Source organism: Brevundimonas sp. (assembly GCF_029945885.1).
Taxonomy (GTDB): domain Bacteria; phylum Pseudomonadota; class Alphaproteobacteria; order Caulobacterales; family Caulobacteraceae; genus Brevundimonas.
The window spans coordinates 44,052-66,110 of the sequence record NZ_JAQSDK010000003.1 but is presented as its reverse complement, the minus strand read 5'-3'; the positions used below and the strand labels follow the sequence as shown (position 1 = coordinate 66,110).

The window sequence follows — 22,059 nt, the reverse complement described above, 5'->3', positions numbered from 1 at the left end:
TCCAGTGCCACAGCAGGGCCGACAGGGCCGAGATCACCAGGATCAGCGGCAGGACGTTGAAGGCGAAGGTGAACAGGGCGTTCGGATTGCCGACCACATAGGGCTGGTCGCCCCCGGCCAGATAGCCGAACACGAACTGCGCGCCCTTGGCGGCGGCCAGGCTGAGGCCGTCGACGGCGCTGGTCACGGCGGCCAGGACTCCCTGGGATCCCGGGATGGCGAACAGGGCCAGCACCAGTCCCGCCTGGACGGCCACAGCCCCCAGGGCCAGCTTCCAGGGAAAGGCCCGCTTGTTCTCGGACAGGCCCCAGCAGGCGGCGATGATGACGATCAGGCCGAACAGGCTCTGCAGGTTCAGAAGGCTGAACATGGACGACTCCCCCAATAGGCTCCCTTGCTGCCGGAGACCTTGCGGGTGCGCAAGCGAGCCAGGGCCGGAACGGTGCGCCCGGGGCCTTGCAGGCCCTGTCCCGCAAGGGTGCGGCAACCGCCACCCCGGGTGAAATATTTCTTGCTAATGATAATGCATCGCATTACGCACCGCCACTCCCGTCCAGAACAACCCGGCAGACCCATGCGTATCCTCCTGACATCCAGCGCCATTCTTCTGGCCCTGCCGACCCTTGCCCTGGCGCAGGAAGCCGTGGAGCTGGAGCCCGTTCTGGTGACGGGCCAGAGCCGCGGCTATGTCGCGGTGAATTCAGTCACCGCGACCAAGACCGACACCCCGCTGCTGAACGTGCCGCAGAGCATCAATGTCATCACGCGTGCCCAACTGGACGACCAGGCCCTGCACAGCCTCGGCGAGGTCCTGCACTATGTGCCGGGAACCACGGTCGGCCAGGGTGAGGGCAACCGGGACCAGGTCACGCTGCGCGGCCAGAACACCACCGCCGACTTCTTCCTCGACGGGGTGCGCGATGACACCCAGTATTTCCGTGGCCTCTACAATGTCGAGCGCGTCGAGGTGTTGAAGGGCCCCTATGCGCTGATCTTCGGCCGCGGCGGCGGCGGCGGGATCCTCAACCGGGTGCAGAAGACCCCGAGCGCCGGCGGGGCCTTCGCTTCGGGGCGGGTGAGCGCCAACAGTCTCGGGGCCTGGGACGTTTCCGCGGACGTGAACGCCCCGATCAGAGACGCGGCGGCCCTCCGGATCAACGCCGTCTACGAGAACCTCGACAACCACCGGGACTTCTTCGAAGGCCAGCGGTACGCGGTGAATCCCTATGTCGCGCTTGAGCTTAGCTCCGGATGGCGCGCGGGTCTGTCCTACGAATACGTCAACGACGACCGTGTGGTTGATCGCGGGGTCCCGTCGCTCGGCGGCAAGCCGCTGACTGGCTATCGCGACCAGTTCTTCGGGGTCCCGGGCGTGAACCGCACGACCCTAGAGGCGCACATCGCCAAATTGCGGATCGACGGCACCCTGGCGAGCAATGTCGAGGTCTCGACCACGATCCTGTATGGCGACTACGACAAGGTCTACACCAATGCCTTCGCCGGCGGCCCGGCCAGTTCGCAGACCGGCACGGTCCCGCTGTCGGCCTACACTGACCCGACCCGGCGCCAGAACCTGCTGCTCCAGAGCAACCTGGTCTGGGACGTGACCGCGGCCGGCATGAGCCACAAGTTCCTGTTCGGGCTCGAATACGGCGACCAGGACTCGGCCAACCAGCGCCGCAACGGCGTCCTGTCCAGCTCGACCCTGAACCTGACCAACCCGGTCTTCCCGACGGTGACCTTCCCGGCGCTGAGCCGCAACACGGTTTCGAACGTCGAATCGGTCTCGGCCTATGTCCAGGACCAGATCAGCCTCGGAGAGCACGTCCAGATCGTCGCCGGACTGCGCTACGACCGCTTCGACATCACCGGCGTCGATCTGCAACCCAACCCGGACCGACCCTTCGCCCGGGCGGACGACAAGGTTTCGCCGCGCCTGGGACTGATCTTCAAGCCGCGCGCCGAAGTCTCGATCTACGCCAGCTACAGCCAGTCGTTCCTGCCGCGGTCGGGCGACCAGTTCCTGACGCTGTCGACGACCCAGCAGAACCTGGAGCCCGAGGCGTTCACCAATCACGAAATCGGCGCGAAATGGGACGTTCGACCCAACCTCAACGTCACCGCCGCCCTCTTCCGGCTGGACCGGACCAATGCGACCACGCCGGATCCGTCGAATCCGACCGTCTCGATCAATGTCGGCGAAACGCGGACCGAGGGACTGGAACTGGCGGTGACAGGCAAGGTGCGGCCCAACTGGCAGATCAGTGGCGGTTATGCCTGGCTGGACGCCCGCCTGCAGGGCAATGACTCGGTCCGTCTGGCCCAGACACCCCGACAGCAGTTCAGCCTGTGGAACCGCTACGACGTCAGCCGCCGGCTGGGCTTCGGTCTGGGCATCATCCACCAGGCCGGCCAGTACGCGGCGATCCGCACCACGGCGGCCACCACAAGGCTACCGGCCTTTACCCGGGTCGACGCCGCCGTCTTCTACCGGGTCAACGACGCCGTCGACCTGCAGCTGAACGTCGAGAACCTGCTGGATGCGACCTATTTCCCGGACGCCCACAACAATAACAACATCTCGACCGGGGCACCGCTGAACGCGCGGCTGACCCTGAGCACCCGCTTCTGATCAGAGGCGGCGCACCAGCCGGCCGTAGTCTTCCATCAGGCCCAGCGACAGGGCGGCGGGCTTGAATTTATACTCGCCGATCTCGCTGACCGGGGTGACCTCGGCGGCCGTGCCGGTCAGGAAGCATTCGGTGAAATCGGCCAGCTCCTCGGGACGGATGTGGCGGACCACGACCTCGATCCCCCTGGCGGCGGCCATCTGCATCACGGTCTGGCGGGTGATGCCGTCAAGGATGGCGTCGACCGGCGGGGTATGCAGGACACCGTCCTGGACGAAGAAGACATTGGCCCCGGTGGCCTCGGCTACATAGCCACGCCAGTCCAGCATCATGGCGTCGGCGAAGCCGCGCTTCTCGGCTGCGGTCTTGGACATGGTGCAGATCATGTACAGGCCCGCCGCCTTGGCGGCCGAGGGGGCGGTCAGCGGGTCGGGACGGCGCCATTTGGCCCATTCCAGACGAATACCCTTCGCCTTGGTCTCGGGATCGAAATAGCTGGGCCATTCCCAGACAGCGATGGCCACATGGGTCTTGTTGAGACTGGCGGAGACGCTGACGGCCTCGGGGCCACGATAGGCGACCGGGCGCACATAGCAGTCGTCCAGACCCATACGGGCACAGGTTTCCTTGCAGGCGGCGTCGATCTCGGCCACGCTGTAGGGCAGGTCGAAATCCAGCATGTTCGCCGAACGATGGAGGCGTTCTGAGTGTTCGGTCAGCTTGAAGATTTCACCGCCGTACATACGCTCACCCTCGAAGACCGACGAGCCGTAGTGCAGGGCATGGGTCAGAACGTGCGTTTTCGCTTCCCGCCAGGGCACAAAATCGCCGTCCATCCAGATCCAGCCGTCACGATCGTCGAAAGGAACGAAGGCCATTGAATAACGTCTCCCGCGAAGAAGTGCGGTTTAGAGCGCCCGTAGCCGCCGAGGTCAACGCCCGGATGCGCAGAGGCGTGCCATGAGCGCGAGCGAATCACGTCCGAACGGCCGTTCGGGTCCGGTCGCCGGGGCCGGAGTCGGTCGCCATCTGCTGATCGTCGACGACGACGACCGCATCCGCGAACTGCTGAAGGAATATCTGGCCCGCGACGGCTATCGCGTCACCGGCGCGGCCCATGCCGCGGCCGCGCGACGGCTGATGGAACTGATCGAGTTCGACCTGGTGGTGCTGGACATCATGATGCCGGGCGAGAGCGGGCTGGACCTGACGACCTGGGTGCGCAGCAAGGCCGAGACCTCGCGCACGCCCGTGCTGCTGCTGACCGCGCGCGGCGAGGCCAACGACCGGATCGAGGGCCTGTCGCGCGGGGCCGATGACTATATGACCAAGCCGTTCGACCCGCGCGAACTGGCCCTGCGGATCGAGGCCATCCTGCGCCGGACCGGTGGCAAGCCGATGTCGCCGCGCGAGATCAAGCTGGGCACGGCGGTGTTCGACATGGAGCGGCTGGAACTGACCCGGGACGGCGCGCCGCTGCGCCTGACCGAGGCCGAGGCCCAGTTGCTGAAGACCCTGGCCCTGAGCGCCCACGCCCCGGTCGAACGCATCAGCCTGTCGCCCGACACCGCCGACATCACCGGCCGGGCCGTCGACGTCCAGGTCACCCGGCTGCGCCGCAAGCTGGAGGCCGACCCCAAGAACCCGCGCTATCTCCAGACCGTGCGCGGCGTCGGCTATATGCTGGCCCCGGACTGAGCCGATGCGCATCCTGCCCGCTGCGTTGTGGCCGCGGTTCCTGAAGCGGCGGCTGCCGACCTCGCTGTGGGGACGGTCGCTGCTGATCATCGTCCTGCCGGTGCTGATCATGCAGATGGCGGTGACCTGGGTCTTCTTCGACGCCCACTGGCAGACGGTGACGGCCCGCCTGTCCGAAGGCCTGGCCGGCGACATCGCCTGGGCGGCCGAAAGCTACAGCGAGGAGCCGACGCCGGAAAACCTGGCGGTGATCGCCGACCGGGCCCAGCGGGCCATGTCGCTGTCGGTGGCGCTGCAGGAGGGGGCGACCCTGCCGCAGGAACAGGAACGCGGCGCGATCGGCGTGGTCGACCGCACCCTGGAACAGGCCCTGTCGGCCCGGCTGGACCAGCCGTTCTGGTACAATACCACCCGCTATCCCGCCTATGTCGACATCCGGGTGCAGCAGGCCGACGGCGTGCTGCGCATCATCGCCCCGCGCGAACGGGCCGTGGCCACCCAGGCCCAGATCTTCGTGCTGTGGCTGACCATCGCCACTGTGCTGCTGATGTCTGTGGCCATACTGTTCATTCGCAACCAGGTGCGGGCCATCGAACGGCTGGCCGACGCCGCCGAGGCCTTCGGCCGGGGCGAGACCTCGGTACCGTTCAAGCCGCATGGGGCGCGGGAGGTCCGTGCCGCCGCGGTCGCCTTCCTGGCCATGCGCGACCGGATCCAGCGCCATATCGAACAGCGCACCGCCCTGCTGGCCTCGGTCAGCCATGACCTGCGTACCCCCCTGACACGTCTGCGGCTGGAGCTGGCCCTGGCCCCGCCGTTCAAGCGCGCCGGGGCGATGAAGGGCGATCTCGACGAGATGGAACATATGATCGACGAATACCTCGCCTTCGCCCAGGGCGAGGCCGGCGAGGCGACCCAGCCGGTCATGGTGGCCGAAATGCTCAATGCCGCCGCCGAGGACGCCCGCCGCGCCGGGGTCGAGGCCGAGGTCGTGGTGGCCGACGACCTGACCGCCCACGTCCGGCCCATGGCCTTCAAGCGCGCCCTGAACAATCTGGCCGGCAATGCCGCCGCCCATGGCGAACATGTGCGGCTGTCGGCCCGGCCCCTGCCCTCCGGCGGGCTGGAGGTGGTGATCGAGGACGACGGTCCCGGCATTCCGCCGGACATGTATGAGGAGGCCTTCCGGCCGTTCTCGCGGCTGGATCCCGCACGCAACCAGAATCGCAAGGGGGTCGGCCTGGGTCTGGCCATCGCCCGCGACGTGGCCCGCGGCCACGGGGGCGACATCACCCTGGAGCGCAGCGACCTGGGCGGACTGCGCGCCCTGATCCGCCTGCCCGGCTGATCACAAATTCCGGCACCCCACTGGCGAAGGCCGGGGCGCGGGCGCATCTTCAACAGGAAAGGGCCAATCCCGGAGATGACCATGCGTAATCTTGCCTTCCTCGCCCCCCTCGCCGCCGTCCTGGCCGTTGCCGGGGCGGCCCAGGCCCAGCCGGCCGAGGTCAGGGTCAGCATCGGCCCCGACCTGCAGCAGAAGGCGGAAGACCTCGGCGAACCCGAGGTGCAGAGGGAGGCCGACCGGCTGGCCGTCACCGTCCGCGACGCCCTGGCCCGGGCCGGAGCCCTGGAGGGGGCGCGGGTCGAACTGGTGCTGGTGGACATCAAGCCGAACCATCCGACCTTCGAACAGATGGCCAGCCGCCCCGGCCTCGACGGCCAGCGCAGCGTCAGCATCGGCGGCGCGACCATCGAGGGCGAGGTGATCACCGCCGACGGCCAGCACCTGCCGGTCCGCTATGACTGGTATTCGACCACCCTGGCCGATGTGCACGGCTTCACCACCTGGCAGGACGCCGAACGGGCCTTCGACCGGCTGGCCGCCAATCTGGTCGCCGGTCGGCTAGTGACCCGATAGTTCCTCGGCCCGGGCCGCGGCGGCCCTGATCGCCGCGGTGGCCGGGGCGGCGACGCCGGCGGCCATGGCGTCGAGTCCGGCCTGGGTCGTGCCGCCGGGCGCGGCGATCTGCGACACGAGGTCGGCCAGCGGACGACCGGTATCGGCCCCCGATCCGGCCGAGCGCAGCGCGCCCCGGGCCAGGGCCTCGGCCGCGACCGGATCCAGACCCTGGGCCTCACCGGCGGCGGCCATCGCCTGGACGAAGGCATAGACGAAGGCGGGGCCCGAACCGGCCACGGCGGTGGCCGCATTCATCCGCGCCTCGTCATCGAGATCCACCACGGTGGCCATCGGGGCAAACAGCGCGCGCCCGGCCTTGAGCGCCACGGCCGAGGTCGAGGACAGGGCCGCGACACCGCGTCCCTGGGCCACGGCGGTGGTCGGCATGACCCGCACGACCGGCCGGCCGGCGAAGGCCTCGGTCAGGGCCGCGCCCGGGACCCCGGCCATGACCGAGACGATCACGGTGTCGGCGGGCAGGATATCGATCAGCGGGGCGACGGCCTCGCGCCATTTGGCCGGCTTGACCGCGACCACCAGCACCCGGGCGTCGGCCAGGGCTTCCAGCGGCGGATTGATCCAGGCCCCGCGCTTGCGGGCGGCCTCGGCGACCGGCTTTTCCGACGGGGTCAGGATGATCAGTTCGGCCGGATCCAGCGCCCCGGTCGCCAGCCAGCCCTCGGCGATGGCCGAGCCCAGCCGTCCGCAGCCCAGCAGAACCACGGGACGGGCGGACGAATGTTCGGTTTCAGCTTTGGCCACGGCGAGCGCTCCTGGATCGACGGCGTCCCGACAACCGGTCAGGACGCTTCAGGCGCAGGGCATATGGCTTCAGACCGGCGATGTCACCCGCAGTCGGGAGATCAGGCGGTGCCGATGGTCTCGAACAGGCAGGCGTCGATGGCTTCCTGCGGCTTCTTGTTGCCCTTGATCATAAAGGCAAAGGCCGGGTGGTAGCGATCGGCCGCCTCGACGGCGGCGTCGATCATCGAGGCCGCCTGGGCCAGGGTCGGACGCTCACCGTGCGGCAGGGCCAGGGAATGGCGGAAGACGATCTCGCCGTCCTCGGCCCAGACCTCGAAATGGCCCAGCCAGGTGCGCTGGTTGACCAGGGCGATCAGCTCATAGGCGGCATTGCGCCGGCCCTTGGTGACCCGCAGGTCCAGGGCGCAGCACAGTTGAAGGCAGTCGCCTTCAGGCCGCCAGGCGAACCACAGCTCATAGTCCTTCCAGTCGCCGGCCAGGGCGAAGGCCAGGTCGCCGTCGTCGGTGCGATCAAACGGCAGGTTCTCTGCCGTCAGCACATGTTCGACCACATCCAGTGGATCAAAGGGGACATCGACCTCTTCGGGCCTCGCAGCGTCCATCAGGCAGTCCCAATCGTTCCGGGCATGTCGCGCGACTCACGCTCCATGAATTGACGGTAGGCGTGTTCGCAGATTCGGCTCAACCGGCTGCGTCCTTGGGGGGAACCGAGGCTGTGGACGTTCCCTTTCCAGGCTTCTTTTGTCCGGATTCGGAGGCTTTTCCCGTCCTGAGCGAGGCGATCTCGGCGCGCAGGGCGGCGATCTCGGCCTTCAGGGCATCGAACTCGTCGCGCCGGACCAGATCCATCTCGGCGACCAGCCGGTCCGACTGGGCGCGGAAGGCGGCCTTGGCCTCGTCGCCGGCGGCCTGGGCCAGTCCCATCGCGCCGGTCGTCAGCTTGGCGAACTCGTCGAGGATGGGGTTGCGGGTCTGCATGGGGTGTCTCCTGTCCGGATCGTGCCGGACATCTGTGTCTGGATGGTCCCCCGGTTATGGTGAACGAATCCTTTACGTCGCTGCGGCTTATCGCCCGGCCGTGGGGCGGAAACGGGGCGACTGAAAATCCGCGACGGACCCGGCGGCGCTTGCTAAACGGCGGGGACAGGCGATTGCAGGAGTCCCCGTGCCCTTTCCCGAGTTCGATCCCATCTGGTTCAGCATCGGCCCGCTGGACATCCGCTGGTACGCCCTGGCCTATGTCACCGGCATCGTCCTGGGCTGGTGGTATGCGGCGCGGCTGGTCAAGAGCGCCAGCGTCTGGGCCCCGGGCCGGCCGCCGGTCGATGCGGTGCAGCTGGACGACCTGGTACTCTGGATCACGCTCGGCATCATTCTCGGCGGACGGCTGGGCTATGCCCTGTTCTACCGCCCCGAGCTGTATGGCGACCTGTTCACCGGCGCGGACTGGGGCCAGAGGCTGGCCCTGTTCCGTCTGTGGGACGGCGGCATGTCCTTCCATGGCGGCCTGATCGGCGTGTCCGTAGCCATGATCGCCTTCGCCCGCCGCAACCGGATCAATATGCTCAGCCTCGGCGACCTGATCGCCCCGGTCGTGCCGATCGGCCTCGCCTTCGGCCGGGTCGCCAATTTCATCAACGGCGAGCTGTGGGGCCGGGCCACCGACGTGCCGTGGGGCGTCAATTTCTGCAACGATCACGCCCGGGCCATCTATGGCGCGACGTGCGAATATATGGGCTCCGGCCCCGGCGACGTCGTGCGCCATCCCAGCCAGCTGTATGAGGCCGGGCTGGAGGGCATCGTCCTGCTGGCCATCCTGTCCTTCGCGGTGTGGAAGGTCCGGCTGCTGGCCAAGCCCGGCTATGTCACCGGCCTGTTCCTGCTGGGCTATGGCCTGATCCGCGCCTCGCTCGAGACGGTGCGCCAGCCGGACTTCGGCCTCGACCAGCTGCCGCTCGGCCTGACCATGGGCATGATCCTGTCGGTGCCGATGATGCTGATCGGGGTCTGGCTGATCTACCGGGCGTGGAGCCGCCCGCCGGTCACGGCCCCGACCCAGCCCCCGGCCGCCTGATGGCGCTCAAGGACCGGCTGGCGCGCGAGATCGCCCTGACCGGACCGATGACGGTCGCCGACTATGTCGGCCGCTGCCTGCATGATCCGCAGGACGGCTACTATGCGACCCGGCCGGCCCTGGGCGCGCGCGGCGACTTCATCACCGCCCCCCTGGTCAGCCAGATGTTCGGCGAACTGATCGGCCTGTGGGCGGTCGAGACCTGGCAGCGGCTGGGCGCGCCCGAGCGGGTGCGGCTGGTCGAGGTCGGGCCCGGCGACGGCACCCTGATGGCCGACGCCCTGCGCGCGGCGCGTCTGGCCCCCGACTTCCTGCAGGCGGTGGACCTGATCCTGATCGAGCCCAGCGCCCCGCTGCGGGAGATGCAGGCCAGGATGCTGGCCGACAGCGACATCCATCCGCGCTGGGTCACGTCGCTGGAGCGGATCGAGACCGACGCCCCGGTGATCCTGATCGCCAATGAGGTGCTGGACTGTATGCCGGCGCGCCAGTTCGTGAAGACGGAGGACGGCTGGGCCGAGCGACGCGTGGGCGTCAGCGACGACGGCGAGCTGCTGTTCGGTCTGGTGGCCATCAGCGGCGGCTTCAAACGGCCGGATTTCGAGATGGGCCCCGGCCAGGTGCTGGAGATTTCGGATCAGCAGGCCGCCTTCGGCCGCGATCTGGGCCGGCTGGTCAGCACCACCTCGGGCGCGGCCCTGCTGATCGACTATGGCCGGGCCCGACCCGGGGCCGGCGATACGCTGCAGGCCCTGCATCGCCACAGGAAGATCGACCCGCTGGCCACGCCCGGCGAGGCCGACCTGACCCAGTGGGCCGACTTTCCCACCGTGCTGGAGGCCGCGGTCCATGCCGGGGCCGATGTGACCGGCTGCCGCGACCAGGGCGACTTCCTCAGCCGGCTGGGCATCGAGGCCCGGGCCGAACGGCTGATGACCACCCGGCCCGACGCCGCCCCGGTGATCCAGCGTCAGCTGGAGCGGTTGACGGGGTCCGACCAGATGGGGACCCTGTTCAAGGCCGCCGCCATCTTTTCTCCCCGGACCCTGACCGTCCCGGGGTTCGAGGCCTGACGATCGAGGAGCGCCCCATGACCGCCCTGAACCCGATCACCCATCCGCTGCTGACCGCAGCCGGGGTGCGCCACGCCTTTTTCACCCGCGAAGGCGGGGTCTCGACCGGCCTGTACCAGGGGCTGAACACCGGGGTCGGTTCGGGCGACGACCCCGGCGCGGTCCGCGAGAACCGCGATCGCGCGGCGACCTGGATGGGCGGGACGCCGGACGACCTGGCCGCCTGCTACCAGATCCATTCGGCCGTCACCCGGGTGGCCGAGACCGGCTGGCGGGGCGAGCGGCCCGAGGGCGACGCCGTGGCCACCGCTACGCCCGGCGTGATCTGCGCCGTCCTGACCGCCGACTGCGCCCCGATATTGCTGGCCGACGCCGGGGCCGGGGTGGTCGCGGCGGTTCATGCCGGCTGGAAGGGGGCCCTGGACGGGGTGGTGCACAGCGCCGTCGCCGCCATGCAGGCGCTGGGGGCCGAGCCGGGACGGACCGTGGCGGTGGTCGGTCCCTGTATCGCCCAGGCCTCCTATGAGGTCGACACGACCTTCATGGACCGGTTCACCCACCACGATCCGGGTTGCGAGCACTTCTTCGCGCCAGGGGTCGTGGCTGACCGCCGTCAATTCGACCTGCCCGGCTTCGTGCTGTGGCGGCTGGAACAGGCCGGGATCGGCGCGGCGGCATGGACCGGGGACGACACGAGGACGGATGAAGCGCGCTTCTATTCGAACCGTCGGGCCTATCTGGCCGGTGAGCCGGATTTCGGGCGGTTGATGAGCGCGGTGGCGCTGGGGTGAGCCTCTAGCCGACCTGGGCCAGTTGCGGCACGCGGGTGACTTCGCGCCAGGCCTGCGGATTGGCCAGAAGGGCGCGGACCAGCAGGTTGTTGATGGCGTGGCCCGCCTTGACGCCCTCGTAGCGGCCCAGCAGGGGCGCGCCGAGCACGTACAGGTCGCCGATGGCGTCCAGCGCCTTGTGGCGCACGAACTCGCGTTCCATGCGCAGGCCGCCGGGATTGAGGATCTCGTCGCCGTCGATGACCACGGCGTTCTCGAGGCTGCCGCCGCGGGCCAGACCGGCCTTGCGCAGGGCCTCGACCTCATGGGCGAAGCCGAAGGTGCGGGCGGCCATGATCTCGTCGCGGAAGGTCTGTTCGTCGACGACAAAATCGACGACCTGGTTGCCGATCACCGGGGTCGGGAAGTCGATCTCGAACCGCATTTCATAGCGGTCGCACGGCAGCAGGGCGGCGCTCTTGTCGCCGTCTGTGACGCGGATCGGCTCGAGGATCTCGATATAGCGGACCGGGGCTTCCTGGCGGCGGAAGCCGGCGCGGTCCAGCAGCTGGACGAATTGCAGGGCCGAGCCGTCGAGGATCGGCAGTTCGGGGCCATCAACCTCGACCACGGCATTGGACACGCCCAGGGCGCAGAAGGCGGCCATCAGGTGTTCGATGGTCGACAGGCGCACGCCGGCGGCGTTCTCGATCATGGTGTTGAGGCGGGCATCGACCACGGCCTCGCCCGAAACGGGGATACGGTTGTCGCGGTCGGTGATGTCGGTGCGCACGAAGACGATGCCGGTGCCGGTCGGGGCCGGACGCACAGCCAGACGCACACGCTTTCCGGTGTGAACGCCCACGCCCGCGATGATCGCAGGGGCGATGGTCGTCTTCTGGTGATGGTCGTTGCGGACCGACAAACTCAAACTCGCTCTGACGTTCCGCTGCTTCTGCGCGGAACTCTGATCGCAGACCGTCTAGCGAGCCCTCCGCAAGGCCGAAAGGAAAGTCGGGTTTCGGATTGTTTCGTTTTGGGAAGATCGCTCGCCCCGAACGCGAAGCCGCCCCGGGGCCTGGGGCTCCGGGGCGGCTGATTATCGCAGTTCGTTCAGTGAGTTAGTTGGCCAAGCGACGCAGGAAGGACGGAATCTCCAGATCGTCTTCCGCCTGACCGATTTCCGGCTCCGGAGCCGGCTGGGCCGAGGTGGTGGTGCGCATCTGCGAGGTGCCACGCGACGGCGAGGATGGCACATAGACCGGCGGGGTGGCCGGGCGTTTGCCACGACCGAACAGGCTCCAGCCGCTGCGACGATGATCCCGGTCGTCATAGGCGTCCTCGGCGACCGCCTCTTCACGGGCCGGCGCCGCGGGGGCCGGACGCTCGCTGTAGAGGTCGCCCTGGGCCTCGGCCGCCGTGGCGGTGCGGGGACGCGGGGCCGCCTCATATTCCTCGACCCAGGGGTCGACGATCGGCTGCAGCTCACGCTCCTCGGCGACGTGGATCACCGGCTCGGGACGCACATCGGCCCGGGGGGCCGTGGCGTAGGACCGTTCGGCCGGCTGGAAGGTCGGGGTGACCGGGGCCGATTCCGCGGCGCGCGGCGCTTCCGCACGGGCGGGCTCCGGTGCCCGGACCGGGGCGGCGTTGCGGCGGCCGTCCAGCAGATTGGTGCCCTGGGGCTCGATCTTGGAGATCACCGCCTCGTCCATGCCGGTGGCGACGACCGAGACGCGGATCTTGCCGTCCAGCGACGGGTCGAAGGCCGCGCCGAAGATGATGTTGGCATCGCCGTCCACCTCGCCGGCGATGGCATTGGCGGCCTCGTCGACTTCCAGCAGGGTCATGTCCAGACCGCCGGTGATGTTGACCAGCACGGCCTTGGCCCCCTTCAGGGAGGTCTCGTCCAGCAGCGGGTTGGCGATGGCGTTCTGGGCCGCCATCAGGGCGCGATCGTCGCCCGTGGCCTCGCCCGTGCCCATCATCGCCTTGCCCATCTCGGACATGACGGCGCGGACGTCGGCGAAGTCGAGGTTGATCAGGCCCGGCAGGATCATCAGGTCGGTGATCGAACGCACGCCGGAGTGCAGGACCTGGTCGGCCATGCCGAAGGCATCGGCAAAGGTGGTGCGCTCATTGGCGACACGGAACAGGTTCTGGTTCGGAATGACGATCAGGGTGTCGACATAGCGCTGCAGCTCGGCGATGCCCGCATCGGCCAGACGCATGCGGTGACGGCCTTCAAAGGTGAAGGGCTTGGTCACGACGCCGACGGTCAGGATGCCGCGGTCACGGGCGCATTTGGCGATGACCGGGGCAGCCCCGGTGCCTGTGCCGCCACCCATGCCGGCGGTGATGAAGACCATGTGCGCGCCATCGAGATGGGCGAAAATTTCCTCGGCCGATTCCTCGGCGGCATTCATGCCGACCTCGGGATGCGCGCCGGCCCCCAGGCCCTGGGTGATGGTCTCGCCCAGCTGGATGCGACGGTCGGTCTTGGCGAAGGACAGATGCTGGGCATCGGTATTGGCGACGACGAACTCGACCCCTTCAAGGCCGGCGTCGATCATGTTGTTGACGGCATTGCCGCCTGCACCGCCGACGCCGAACACGACGATCCGCGGCTTCAATTCCGTATTTTCAGGACGCACCAGCGATAGAGACATTTTGATTCCGACCTTCCGACCCAGCCCCTTAGATCCAATGCGAAGTCCCCGCCGATTCGCATTGGTTATGGACGTGTTAAGGAAAGCCCCAACAGCGTTAAGGGAAGGTTACCGGTTAGCGTGAGTCGGACCGTTGAACAGCCGGTTCGTTAACCTTCGCGGCAGAAATCACCCATCTTTCAACAGGGCCGACCGTTTTTGCCGGACTACAGGCCGGGAATCAGAGGTTTTCGCGCAGCCAGCCGGCCGCGCGGGCGACCAGATTGCCCTGATGCACCCGGGGGGCGTCGGCGGCGGTGATCTGCCGCGACATCAGCTTGCGGGCCGAGACGGCCTCGCGCGGTCCATAGGCGGCGCGCAGCAGGATACCGGCAGCCGAACAGAAGGCCGGGCCCGAGGCCGCGTCGGCCAGGTGGGGCGCGCGCTGCGGCTTGCCGAGGCGGACCGGGCGGTCGAACACCCGCACGGCCAGTTCCCGCACGCCGTTCAGCTGGCTGGCCCCGCCGGTCAGGACCAGGCCTGCGCCGGGCTCAAGCCCGACCCCGGCATTGCGCAGGCGGTCGCGCAGCAGTTCCAGCGTCTCCTCGACACGGGGGGCGATGACAGTCTTGAGCATGGCCCGGGGCACGATCACCGGACCGGACGACGGATCCTCGCCGCGCGGCGGGGCCTCCAGCATTTCGCGGTCCTCATTGGCCGAGGCCATGGCCGAGCCGTGCAGGGTCTTGAGCCGCTCGGCCCCGGCCCGCGAGGTCGACAGGCCGCGGGCGATGTCGGCCGTGACATGGTCGCCGCCGACATTGAGGCTTTCGATATGCAGCAGCGAGCGTCCGCCCCAGACGGCGGCGCTGGTCGAGCCGCCGCCCATGTCGATGCAGACGGCCCCGAGGTCCATCTCGTCATCTTCCAGCGCGGCCAGGGACGAGACCATCGGCGCGGCGACCACGCCCTGCAGGTCCAGATGGGCCAGTTCGAGGCAGTGGCTGAGCGAGGAGAAGGCGCTTTCGGCCATGGAGACGACCAGCAGGTCGAGGCCCAGCGAGCCACCGTGCATGGCGCGCGGGTCATGGACGCCGCGCGCGCCGTCGACCGACCAGGCGATCGGCAGGACGTGGATCGGCCGGCGGTTGGGCAGGCGCACCTGGGCCAGGGCCATGCCGATGGCGCGGGCCAGATCGGCGTCGCCGACCGGCGTCGCCCCCAGCGAGACGCGGGCCTGGACCCGGTGGCTGGCCATCTGGCCGATGGCGGTGGTGACGACGACGCCCGAGACCGGGGCCCCGGCGGCGCGTTCGGCCCGTTCGACCGCATGGCCGATGGCCTGGGCGGCGTCGTCCATACTGATGATCGCCCCGCCCTTCACCCCTCGCGACTGGACGTGGCTGGCCCCGGCGACCCGGATGGTCCGGTCGGCGTGGCGCACGCCCTCGGGCTTCATGATGAAACAGGCGATCTTGGACTGGCCCAGATCGAGCGCCGCCACGACCGGGGCACGGCCCGCCGCGCCCTTGGCATTGTCCACAGTCTTGTCCGCACGCCCGGCCATCAGTTCCGCTCTTTCATACGCTTACACTTCACCGGCCGAAGGACGGACGGCGACTTCGTCCGGGGTTCGCAGGTCGACCCGGGCGAAGCCGAGGTCGAGCAGCCGTTCGCGCTGGTCCAGCGCATCGAGCTGGATCAGGGCCGCGTCCTGGTCGGTCGCGGGCAGTTGAATCAAACTGCCGTCCTTGAGACGCAGGTCCCAGCGGCGTTCGTCGACCCGCACCAGGGCGTCGACGCGGCTCATCAGGCGCGGGCGCTGGGCCAGCAGGGGCAGGATTTCGGCGGCGGCCAGATCGGCCCCCTTGCCGACGACCAGCGGCAGGCCCGGATAGCGGCCGGCATCGGCCCCGGCGATGACCCGGCCCTGGCCGTCGATAACCTTGACCTGTCCGCCCGCCTGCCAGACGGCGAGACGGTCGTGCTCGCGCACCTCGATGATCAAGGTGTCGGGCAGCAGGCGCACCACGCGCGCCTCCTGCACCCAGCCGACCGCCTCGACCCGCTGACGCAGCAGGTCCAGGTCGAGACTGGTGATCGGCTGTCCGGCCTGGACGCCAAGGGCCTGCTGGATCGCGGGGGTGGCCTCGGCCGAGGCCCCGGTGATGTGGACCCGGCGCAGGCTGAGCCCCATGCCGGTCATGACGGTATCGACGCCGCCGTGGACCGAGGCCCCGATCCGCTCGGCCCGGGTCCCGGTGGCCAGGACGCCAGCCAGCAGCAGCACGCCCGCGGCGATGCTGATCACCACGGCGCGGGGCGACAGGTCGAGACGGCCGATGGCCGCCATCTTGCCGGGAACCGGTGACGCATTCCGGGCACCGCCACGCGACCGGTTGCCTCCCTTGCCGGAGGGCGCACCACGCTTGGGAGCCTGACTGGAACTCTGTCGCCGACCGCCGCGAACTACCGCGGGCATGAGGCGTCCTCCACCATCCACCGAACCAAAGATTTGTAATCCATCCCGCAATGGGCGGCCTGCTCGGGAACGAGCGAGGTCGGGGTCATGCCGGGCTGGGTATTGATCTCCAGAAAGACGAGATCGTCCTTAATATCATCATAACGAAAGTCGGATCGGGTGACGCCGCGACAGCCCATGGCGGTATGGGCCAGCTCCGACTGGCGCAGGGCCCGCTCGAACACATGGGGCGGCAGGACGGCGGGCAGGACGTGGATCGAGCCGCCCGGCGCGTATTTGGCCTCATAGTCGTAGAAGCCCTTGGTCGGGGTGATGTCGGTGATGGTCAGGGCGCGCGGGCCGGTCGCCTCGCCGAGAACCGTGACCGCCAGTTCCTTGCCGGCGATGAAGGGCTCGACCATCACCTGTTCGCCATAGGTCCAGCTGTCCTCGGCCAGGTCGGCGACCGGCCGGTTCGCGCCCTCCATCACCACATGGACCCCGACCGAGGAGCCTTCGGCATTGGGCTTGATCACATAGGGCGGCGGAATCACGTGGCGGCGGGCGACCTCGAACCGGTCGAACAGGCCACCGCCGGGCACGACGACCCCGGCGGCCTTCAGCACCGCCTTGGACCGCGACTTGTCCATGGCCAGGGCCGAGGCCAGCACGCCGGAATGGGTGTAGGGGATGCCGAGGGTTTCCAGCACGCCCTGGGCGCAGCCGTCCTCGCCATAGTGGCCGTGCAGGGCGTTGAAGACGACGTCGGGTTTCAGCGCGGCCAGCAGCTGGGCCAGGTCGCGACCGGCGTCGACGCGGGTGACGCGGGCCCCCTGGGCCTCCAGCGCATCGGCGCAGCCCTTGCCCGACGACAGCGAGACCTCACGCTCGGACGACAGTCCCCCCAGCAGGACGGCGACGTGCAGATCTGCGAGCGGGCGGGTCATGGGATCAACTCAAAGGGGGCGGCCGATCCTCTTGATCTCCCATTCGAGGTTTACGTTCAGTTTACTTTGAACGTCCTCGCGCACCGCATTTCCCAGACCTTCAATGTCCGCGGCGGTCGCGTCGTTGAAATTGATCATGAAGTTGGAATGTAGCTCACTGAATTTCGCTCCACCGAAAGGTTTGCCGCGCCAGCCCGCCGCATCGACCAGCCGCCATGAGGAATGGCCGGGCGGGTTCTTGAAGGTCGAGCCGCCGGTTTTCTCGCGGATCGGCTGGGTGGTTTCACGGCGGGCGGTGATTTCGGCGATGCGGGCGGCCACGGCCTCGGGCGCGTCGGGCGAGCCGCGATAGACGGCCTCGATCCAGATGATGTCAGCCGGCGCTTCGGAATGGCGATAGGTGTAGCCGAAATCGGCCAGGGCATAGTCGACCCACTGCCCTGCCCGCGTCAGCCCGCGGGCCGACACCAGAATGTCCTTCGTCTCCGCGCCATAGCAGCCGGCATTCATGGTCAGGGCCCCGCCGATGGTGCCCGGGATACCGGCATAGAATTCCAGTCCCGCCAGCCCGGCCCTGGCCGAGGCCCTGGCCACCATGGCGTCCAGCGCCCCGGCACCGGCGGTGATGGTGTCACCGTCGGTGACGATGCCCGCGAACGGACGGCCGGCCAGGCGGATGACCACGCCCTCGACCCCGCCGTCGCGGACGATGACGTTGGAGCCGACGCCCAGCACCGTCACCGGCACGGCCGGTTCCAGCGCCTTGAGGAAGTCAGCCAGGTCGTCAGCATCGGCCGGGATGAACAGCACATCGGCCGCGCCGCCGACGCGGAACCAGGTGAAGGGGCCCAGCGGTTCGTCGCGCAGGAGTTTGCCGCGCACGGGGGGGAGGGAGTCGCGCCAGGCCATCTTAATTTCCGTGCATCCCCGCGAAGGCGGGGACCCAAGTTTGAATATTCGCACCAACCGGGACAATTTCAGGAGCGCTAAATCGGGCCGGGGAGCCGGGGCTAACGCCTGGGTCCCCGCCTTCGCGGGGATGAACGGTGAGACGGTGCATTATCCCAGCGCCTCCAACTGCCCCGGCAGGGCATAGGCCCAGCTGGTGATGTCACCGGCCCCCAGCAGGACGACGACGTCGCCCGGTTTGGCCTCGGCGGCGACGACGGCCGGCAGGTCGGCCAGGGTCGCCAGGGCCGAGACGTGGCGGTGGCCGTAACGGCGCACGCCGTCGACCAGGGCGTCCTTGTCGACGCCCTCGATCGGCGCTTCACCGGCCGGATAGACATCGGCGATGATGACCGCGTCGGCGTCGGAGAAGCTGGTCGAGAACTCTTCCATCAGGTCGCGCAGCCGGGTGAAGCGGTGCGGCTGCATCACGGCGATGACCCGGCCCTCGGTGACCTGACGCGCGGCCTTCAGGACAGCGGCGATCTCGACCGGGTGGTGGCCGTAGTCGTCGACGATACGCACGCCATTGACGACGCCGGTGGTGGTGAAGCGACGCTTGACCCCGCCGAAACCGGCCAGGCCGCCACGGATGGCGTCATCGGACACGCCCAGTTCGCGGGCCACGGCGATGGCGGCCAGGGCATTCGAGACATTGTGCCAGCCGGCCATCGGCAGGTGCAGGCCGTCGATCCGGGTCGTCTCGCCGTTCTGGATCACCACGTCGAAACGGCAGCCATCGGCGGCCATGTCGCAGTTCTCGGCCCGGACCATGGCCTGGGGGTTGAGGCCATAGGTGACCATCCGGCGATTATCGATCGTGGCCACCAGCCGCTGCACCTCGGGATGGTCGAGGCAGACGGCGGCGAAGCCGTAGAAGGGGATGTTCTCGACGAAGTCCACGAACGCCTTCCGCACCGCGTCGAAATCGCCGTAGTGGTCGAGGTGTTCCGGATCGATATTGGTGACGATCGCCACGGTTGACTTCAACCGCAGGAAGCTGCCGTCGCTCTCGTCGGCCTCGACCACGATCCAGTCGCCGTCGCCGACCTTGGCGTTGGTGCCATAGGCATTGATGATGCCGCCATTGACCACGGTCGGGTCCAGATTGCCCGCATCCAGCAGACAGGCGACCATCGAGGTGGTGGTGGTCTTGCCGTGGGTGCCGCCGACCGCGATCGAGAACTGCAGCCGCATCAGTTCGGCCAGCATCTCGGCCCGGCGGACCAGGGGAATGCGGCGCTCGCGGGCCGCGACCATCTCGACATTGGTCGCCTTGACGGCAGTCGAATAGACCACGGCCGAAACGTCCTCGGTCACATGGGCAGCGTCGTGGCCGATGAAGATGGTCGCGCCCAGCTTTTCCAGCCGTTCGGTATTGGCGCTGGATTTGGCGTCCGAGCCCTGCACCGCATAACCGATCTTGAGCATGATCTCGGCGATGCCGCTCATGCCGATGCCGCCGATACCGACGAAATGGACGGGCCCGAGGGCGAAGGGGACGGGGCGAAGGCGAGCGTTCATCCCAGCGTCATAGCGAAAGCGGCGCGGGTTTGCCCAGAGGCCGGGCCCGTCCGGTGCGTGTTTCCTGCGAATGCCGCGAGATATTTGCGCACGGTTACCCGCCCTTAACCGTGATGATTCACCACTCTACCCTCAAGCTGAGTGGGGCCGAGTTTCGTGACCGATCTGAAGACCGATGTCGTCCTGCGTGGCGACTGCATCGAAATGCTCAAGACCCTGCCCGACGCCTCGGTCGACATGGTCTTCGCCGACCCCCCCTATAATCTGCAGCTGGGCGGCGACCTGCTGCGGCCGGACAACAGTATGGTCGACGCCGTCGACGACGACTGGGACAAGTTCGACAGTTTCGCGACCTATGACGCCTTCACCCGCGCCTGGATGACGGAATGCCGCCGGGTGCTGAAGCCCGAGGGCTCGATCTGGGTGATCGGCAGCTATCACAACGTCTTCCGCCTCGGCACGGCGATCCAGGACCTGGGCTTCTGGGTGCTGAACGACATCATCTGGCGCAAGTCCAACCCGATGCCGAATTTCAAGGGCACCCGGTTCACCAATGCCCACGAGACCCTGATCTGGGCGGCGCGGTCGCGCGACCAGAAGCGCTACACCTTCAACTATGATGCGCTGAAGGCCTTCAACGAGGATGTGCAGATGCGCTCCGACTGGACCTTTGCCCTGTGCACGGGCGAGGAGCGGATCAAGGACGCCGACGGCAAGAAGGCCCATCCGACCCAGAAGCCCGAGGCCCTGCTGCACCGGGTGCTGATGGCCGCGACCAAGCCCGGCGACGTGGTGCTGGACCCCTTCTTCGGCACCGGCACCACCGGAGCCGCGGCGCGCCGCATGGGCCGCCATTACATCGGCATCGAGCGCGACCCGACCTATGCCGACGTAGCCGAGAAACGCATCGCCGCCGTGGTGCCGGCCCGGCCCGAGGACCTGATGGTCACCGGCTCCAAGAAACACGAGACCAAGGTGCCGTTCGGGGCCCTGGTCGAGGCCGGCCTGCTGCGGCCCGGCGACCGACTGTACTGCCCCAAGGGTGACCGCGAGGCCCGGGTGCGGGCTGACGGTTCGCTGGTGTCGGGCGAGATGAGCGGCTCGATCCACAAATTGGGGGCCCTGTTCGAGAACGCCCCGGCCTGCAACGGCTGGACCTACTGGCGCTTCAAGACCGACCAGGGGCTGCGCTCGATCGACACCCTGAGGGCCGAGGTCCGCGCCGGAATGCAGTGATACTGGCCTGCCGCCAGCCAGACGGGACATCCTGTCGCACACCCGGATTTTCCGGGGAACAGTTCCCGCTCCGACCGGTTTGACCTCGTAGCGCCCACGCGGTCGTGGGTGCGGGAGTCGCGGTCATGAAAATCGCCCAGGTCACCCCGCTCTACGAGGCCGTGCCGCCCAAGCTCTACGGCGGCACCGAGCGGGTGGTCGCGCATCTGACCGATGCCCTCGTCGACCTGGGTCATGAGGTGACCCTGTTCGCCAGTGCCGATGCCCGGACGCGGGCACGGCTGATCCCGGTGCGCGACCAGGCCATCCGGCTGGACCCGCGCCCGCTGAAGTCCGACCTCGCAGCGCATATGACGCTGCTGGCGACGGTGCTGGATCATGCCGGCGAGTTCGACCTGATCCATTTCCATACCGACATGATCCATTTCCCCTTCTTCGCCCGCCACGCGGGCCGGACGGTGACGACCCTGCATGGCCGGCTCGATCTCACGGACCTGGCACCGGTCTATGCGCGCTGGAGCGATTTCGCCCTGGTTTCGATTTCCGATGACCAGCGGCGACCGATGCCATTCGCCAACTGGCAGGCCACCGTCCATCACGGCATGCCCGCCGAGCTGTATGAATTCTCGCCCCGGTCCGAGGGTTATCTGGCCTTCCTGGGCCGGATTTCGCCGGAGAAGCGGCCCGACCGCGCCATCCAGATCGCCACGGCCCTGGACAGGCCGCTGAAGATCGCGGCCAAGGTCGATGCCGCCGACACGGTCTACTGGGAGACGGTGATTCAGCCGATGATCGCCGACAATCCGCTGGTGGAATTCGTCGGCGAGATCAGCGACGGACAGAAATCGGCCTTCCTGGGCGGGGCCGAGGCCCTGCTGTTTCCGATTGACTGGCCCGAGCCGTTCGGCCTGGTGATGATCGAGGCCATGGCCTGCGGTACCCCGGTCGTCGCCTTCCGCTGCGGCTCCACGCCCGAGATCATCGCGGACGGGCTGACCGGCTTCCTGGTCGACACGATGGACGAGGCGATTGCCGCGGCCGGGCGCGCGCACCGGCTGGACCGGGCCCAGATCCGGGCGCAGTTCGAACGGCGTTTCTCGGCCACGGCCATGGCCCGACGGTATCTGGACGTCTACGCGAACATGCTGGCCCGCCGCCCGTTCGCGGAGACCCTGATCGAGTCTCCCGCACCAACCGCGCGGCTCCGCCCCCGCCTGGCTGACACGATCGCACAACGGGGTCTTCGCCCGACGCCGCCCGCCGGCCTTCCCGAGCCTGCCGCAGACCTGCATTTTGGCTAGACTGCCGCCAGGCTCTGACTG

Annotated in this window: 21 protein-coding genes; 9 read left to right on the top strand and 12 right to left on the bottom strand. The window is 68.3% G+C overall.

The window, feature by feature from the left end; genetic code table 11:
* On the bottom strand, positions 1-370 hold a 370-nt coding region (locus PSV00_RS02540), incomplete at its 3' end, for a Na+ dependent nucleoside transporter N-terminal domain-containing protein (protein WP_300444444.1).
* 204 nt (positions 371-574) lie between these two features.
* Between PSV00_RS02540 and PSV00_RS02535 the strand changes: the two genes are divergently transcribed.
* Positions 575-2,632: a TonB-dependent siderophore receptor gene (locus tag PSV00_RS02535; RefSeq protein ID WP_300444442.1), complete on the top strand. Its 2,058-nt coding sequence runs from the start codon at positions 575-577 to the stop codon at positions 2,630-2,632.
* Here the strand turns inward: PSV00_RS02535 and PSV00_RS02530 are convergent, their stop codons facing one another.
* Positions 2,633-3,508, bottom strand: a complete 876-nt coding sequence (locus PSV00_RS02530; protein WP_300444439.1) for a branched-chain amino acid aminotransferase — start codon at positions 3,506-3,508, stop codon at positions 2,633-2,635.
* 82 nt (positions 3,509-3,590) lie between these two features.
* Here PSV00_RS02530 and PSV00_RS02525 point away from each other — a divergent pair, with 82 nt between their 5' ends.
* From PSV00_RS02525 to PSV00_RS02515, 3 genes are all read left to right on the top strand, one after another.
* Positions 3,591-4,328 (top strand): response regulator transcription factor, encoded by a 738-nt coding sequence (locus tag PSV00_RS02525; protein WP_300444437.1) that lies wholly within the window; start codon positions 3,591-3,593, stop codon positions 4,326-4,328.
* A 4-nt stretch (positions 4,329-4,332) separates the two neighbouring features.
* Positions 4,333-5,676 carry an ATP-binding protein gene (locus tag PSV00_RS02520; RefSeq protein WP_300444435.1) on the top strand — a complete coding sequence of 448 codons (1,344 nt, stop codon included), beginning with the start codon at positions 4,333-4,335 and terminating at the stop codon, positions 5,674-5,676.
* A gap of 81 nt (positions 5,677-5,757) precedes the next feature.
* Positions 5,758-6,249 carry a hypothetical protein gene (locus PSV00_RS02515; RefSeq protein WP_300444432.1) on the top strand — a complete coding sequence of 164 codons (492 nt, stop codon included), beginning with the start codon at positions 5,758-5,760 and terminating at the stop codon, positions 6,247-6,249.
* Here PSV00_RS02515 and PSV00_RS02510 read toward each other — a convergent pair.
* The 3 genes from PSV00_RS02510 to PSV00_RS02500 all read right to left on the bottom strand — a co-directional run bounded on the left by PSV00_RS02510 (position 6,235) and on the right by PSV00_RS02500 (position 8,034).
* The gene (locus PSV00_RS02510) at positions 6,235-7,053 is read right to left on the bottom strand and encodes a pyrroline-5-carboxylate reductase dimerization domain-containing protein (protein ID WP_300444430.1); all 819 of its coding nucleotides are present in this window, start codon (positions 7,051-7,053) and stop codon (positions 6,235-6,237) included. The two genes, PSV00_RS02515 and PSV00_RS02510, sit on opposite strands and share 15 nt — an antisense overlap.
* A 101-nt stretch (positions 7,054-7,154) precedes the next feature.
* Positions 7,155-7,658, bottom strand: coding sequence for a YbjN domain-containing protein (locus PSV00_RS02505; RefSeq protein ID WP_300444427.1), 504 nt, complete (start codon positions 7,656-7,658; stop codon positions 7,155-7,157).
* Positions 7,659-7,737: 79 nt separating this feature from the next.
* Positions 7,738-8,034, bottom strand: a complete 297-nt coding sequence (locus tag PSV00_RS02500; RefSeq protein ID WP_300444424.1) for an accessory factor UbiK family protein — start codon at positions 8,032-8,034, stop codon at positions 7,738-7,740.
* 187 nt (positions 8,035-8,221) lie between these two features.
* Between PSV00_RS02500 and lgt the strand changes: the two genes are divergently transcribed.
* Genes lgt through PSV00_RS02485 form a run of 3 tightly spaced genes read left to right on the top strand, consistent with a single transcriptional unit; the run spans position 8,222 to position 10,994 of the window.
* Positions 8,222-9,130 (top strand): prolipoprotein diacylglyceryl transferase, encoded by a 909-nt coding sequence (gene lgt, locus PSV00_RS02495; protein ID WP_300444421.1) that lies wholly within the window; start codon positions 8,222-8,224, stop codon positions 9,128-9,130.
* On the top strand, positions 9,130-10,203 hold the full coding sequence (locus tag PSV00_RS02490; RefSeq protein ID WP_300444417.1) for an SAM-dependent methyltransferase: 1,074 nt from the start codon (positions 9,130-9,132) through the stop codon (positions 10,201-10,203). The genes lgt and PSV00_RS02490 overlap by 1 nt, the downstream gene beginning before the upstream one ends.
* A gap of 17 nt (positions 10,204-10,220) precedes the next feature.
* A complete protein-coding gene (locus PSV00_RS02485; RefSeq protein ID WP_300444414.1) occupies positions 10,221-10,994 on the top strand; it encodes a polyphenol oxidase family protein in 774 nt (257 codons plus the stop codon).
* 4 nt (positions 10,995-10,998) lie between these two features.
* Here the strand turns inward: PSV00_RS02485 and lpxC are convergent, their stop codons facing one another.
* The 7 genes from lpxC to murC form a co-directional block, all read right to left on the bottom strand.
* On the bottom strand, positions 10,999-11,898 hold the full coding sequence (lpxC, locus tag PSV00_RS02480; protein WP_300444454.1) for a UDP-3-O-acyl-N-acetylglucosamine deacetylase: 900 nt from the start codon (positions 11,896-11,898) through the stop codon (positions 10,999-11,001).
* 196 nt (positions 11,899-12,094) lie between these two features.
* Positions 12,095-13,642: a cell division protein FtsZ gene (gene ftsZ / locus PSV00_RS02475; protein WP_300444411.1), complete on the bottom strand. Its 1,548-nt coding sequence runs from the start codon at positions 13,640-13,642 to the stop codon at positions 12,095-12,097.
* A 220-nt stretch (positions 13,643-13,862) separates the two neighbouring features.
* Positions 13,863-15,188 carry a cell division protein FtsA gene (gene ftsA / locus PSV00_RS02470; RefSeq protein WP_300444409.1) on the bottom strand — a complete coding sequence of 442 codons (1,326 nt, stop codon included), beginning with the start codon at positions 15,186-15,188 and terminating at the stop codon, positions 13,863-13,865.
* A gap of 21 nt (positions 15,189-15,209) precedes the next feature.
* Positions 15,210-16,103 (bottom strand): cell division protein FtsQ/DivIB, encoded by an 894-nt coding sequence (locus PSV00_RS02465; protein WP_300444407.1) that lies wholly within the window; start codon positions 16,101-16,103, stop codon positions 15,210-15,212.
* On the bottom strand, positions 16,091-17,029 hold the full coding sequence (locus PSV00_RS02460; protein WP_300444405.1) for a D-alanine--D-alanine ligase: 939 nt from the start codon (positions 17,027-17,029) through the stop codon (positions 16,091-16,093). The genes PSV00_RS02465 and PSV00_RS02460 overlap by 13 nt, the downstream gene beginning before the upstream one ends.
* A gap of 9 nt (positions 17,030-17,038) precedes the next feature.
* Positions 17,039-17,938 (bottom strand): UDP-N-acetylmuramate dehydrogenase, encoded by a 900-nt coding sequence (gene murB, locus PSV00_RS02455; protein ID WP_300444402.1) that lies wholly within the window; start codon positions 17,936-17,938, stop codon positions 17,039-17,041.
* A 150-nt stretch (positions 17,939-18,088) separates the two neighbouring features.
* Positions 18,089-19,501 carry a UDP-N-acetylmuramate--L-alanine ligase gene (murC, locus tag PSV00_RS02450; protein ID WP_300444400.1) on the bottom strand — a complete coding sequence of 471 codons (1,413 nt, stop codon included), beginning with the start codon at positions 19,499-19,501 and terminating at the stop codon, positions 18,089-18,091.
* Positions 19,502-19,657: 156 nt separating this feature from the next.
* Here murC and PSV00_RS02445 point away from each other — a divergent pair, with 156 nt between their 5' ends.
* Positions 19,658-20,737 (top strand): site-specific DNA-methyltransferase, encoded by a 1,080-nt coding sequence (locus PSV00_RS02445; protein WP_300444397.1) that lies wholly within the window; start codon positions 19,658-19,660, stop codon positions 20,735-20,737.
* Between the two features lie 125 nt (positions 20,738-20,862).
* The gene (locus tag PSV00_RS02440) at positions 20,863-22,038 is read left to right on the top strand and encodes a glycosyltransferase family 4 protein (protein ID WP_300444395.1); all 1,176 of its coding nucleotides are present in this window, start codon (positions 20,863-20,865) and stop codon (positions 22,036-22,038) included.
* Positions 22,039-22,059: the final 21 nt, after the last annotated feature.